Here is a 2581-nt window from a genome sequence, read left to right on the forward strand (position 1 = left end):
GGGCAGAATGTGGTTGAAGATGATCCGCCCGGTGGTGGCCCCTTGCGCCCGCGCCGCCATCACATAGTCCCGTGCCCGCTCCTTGTAGGTGAGGGTGCGCATATACCAGGTGATCCCCATCCAGCCGAACAGCACGTTGATGCCGACAAACAGACCGAAGTTGGGCTTGGCCAGCGACACCAGGATCATGATGACGTAGAGAAACGGCACCTGGGACCAGATCTCGATGAAGCGTTGCAAGATGAGGTCAAAGCGGCCGCCGAGAAAGCCCATCAGACAGCCGATGGTGACCCCGATGGCGTAACTGGCCGCCAGCGCGATAAAGGCAAAGCCGATGGCGATGCGAAAGCCATAGACCAGCCGCGCCAGCACATCGCGGCCGCTGGTGTCGGTGCCGAGGAAGTGGCGTTCAGCCAGGCTGGGGGCGAAGGGCGGATAGGTATCTTGCTTGAAATCCTGCTCATAAGGGTTCCAGGGTACAGGCGGCAACAGCACCCAGTTGCCCTTGCCCTCCTCTGCAAATTTGACCTTGAGCTGGCGATAGTTGGTCTCGTACTCGTAATCGAGCCCGAAGTGAGTACCGGGGATTACGTCACCATAAGTGGGGAAGTGGAGCTGACCCTGATAGCTCACAATCAGTGCCCGGCTGTTGACCAGCAGCTCCGCCAGCAGGGAGAGCACCACCAGGGTGGTAAAGATGACAAACGAGTAATAACCACGCTTTATCGACTTGAAACGCTTGAGTTTTTTCAAGGTAACCGGGTTGAGCTTCATGGTTATTCTCCAAGCCGCATACGAGCGTCAACGAGGGCGACACAAAGGTCGGAGACGATATAACGTGATGTCAGCATCGACATGACAGGAAGGAGCAGGTTCATGTTCACTCTCCAAACCGCACGCGGGGGTCAACAAAGGCGACACAGATATCGGAGACGATATTGCCAACCAGCATCAACATGGAGGTGATGGCCAAAATGCCCATGACGGTGGGGTAATCCCGCTCGACGATCGCCTCATAACCGAGCAGCCCTATGCCGTCGATGTTGAAAATGGTCTCGATGAGAAAGGAGCCGCCGAAGAAGACGGTGAGCACAGATCCTAAGTGACTGGCAATGGGGATCAGGCTGTTGCGCATGGCGTGGTCGGTGACCGCCTTGCGAAACGGTAGCCCCTTGGCCACGGCAGTACGCACGTAATCCGCCGACAGGTTCTCCATCAGGCTGTTCTTCATGGTCATGGTGAGGATGGCAAAATCCCCGATGGCGTAGGCGATGAGCGGCAACAGGGCGTGGGCAAAGACGGTACGGATCTGGGCCCAGCGGCTCTCCATGGCGTCGAAATCGTCCCCCGGAAAACCGCCCATGGGCAGCCATTCCAGATGGAAGGCGAAGACGGTGATGAGAAAGATACCCACCACGTAGGCGGGCAGGGCATAGGCCATGTAGATGAACATGGAGCTGAGCGAATCGAAGCGACTATTGTGCCTGAGGGCCTTGGCCACTCCGAGTGGTATGGATACCGCGTAGCTCAGCAGAAAGGTGGCCAACCCGAAGAAGGCGGTGACCGGTAGCCTGTCTTTGATGAGGCCCCACACCGGCTCGTAATAGCGGGTCGACTCCCCGAGATCCAGTACGGCCAGCTTCTGCAGCCACTCCCAATAGGCGATCAGCATCGGCTTGTCGAGGCCATAGAAGGCCTTGAGCTCCTCGATCTGTTCATCGGAGAGGGCCTGCGCACCCTTGCTGCCGCTGGATCGGCCAGATTCGTTCTGGGACACCTGCGCCTGCAACAACATGCGTTCAACCGGGCCGCCGGGCACGAAACGGGTGATGGTGAAGACGAGCAGGGTGATACCGAGAAACGTCGGGATGATCAAAAGCATCCGACGTAAGAAATACGACAGCATGGTGAAACCTCGTCCTTGTTGTTCTTGTATGGCTAGTCAATTCCGATGACCGGCCTGTCCTTCCTGGCATTACTCACTGGATAGGCTGTTATTGACAGACAATCCGCTGGGTCACTGTAAAAGCTCTGCAACAAAAATCAAGTAGAACGAAGGGGGTAACATCTGCTTTTGGCATATAGCAGAATTTATTGTGAATTTTTTATGAAAAACTCAACTTCAAGATAAAACACTACTCACCGCACAACCAAACCATCGTTTAAATTTTAAATTAAAATAATAAAAAAAGAGACCTAAAAACAAAAACCGATATAAAACATGCCATTAACAAAAAATCCGCTAATTTACTCTCTCTATAGACACACGCTTGAACTCCGCCAAACACCCGGCCTGAACAGAAACACAACACACCATAAAAACAGCTAAAAATGCTATTTAAGTTGCTTTTTACAAGACAAAAATCAAGGAAGAAGATCACTTTTCGATAAGTTTAAATTTAATCAATAAAATGGAAACACTTCGATTTAACACCGATTTCACATCGCAAGTGGATGCCAAGTCAGAATAAAAACTGGTAATAGTGAACTAATAAAACATAGTCATCTTATTCCCCGCCCCCACCCCATCCGCACCACCTCAATTGACGTCCACATCGAAAGCTTGATAAGCCTTACGCAT

2 protein-coding genes are annotated in these 2581 nt (G+C 52.6%); both read right to left on the minus strand.

The window, feature by feature from the left end:
- The coding region (locus tag AAC083_RS05345) for an ABC transporter permease subunit (protein ID WP_108536030.1) at window positions 1–774 on the minus strand (774 nt) is incomplete at its 3' end.
- A 106-nt stretch (window positions 775–880) separates the two neighbouring features.
- Complete coding sequence (locus tag AAC083_RS05350) at window positions 881–1906, minus strand: ABC transporter permease subunit (protein WP_042035765.1); 1026 nt, start codon at window positions 1904–1906, stop codon at window positions 881–883.
- Between the last annotated feature and the right edge of the window lie 675 nt (window positions 1907–2581).

This window comes from Aeromonas sp. HMWF014 (assembly GCF_963878295.1).
Classification (GTDB): domain Bacteria; phylum Pseudomonadota; class Gammaproteobacteria; order Enterobacterales; family Aeromonadaceae; genus Aeromonas; species Aeromonas popoffii.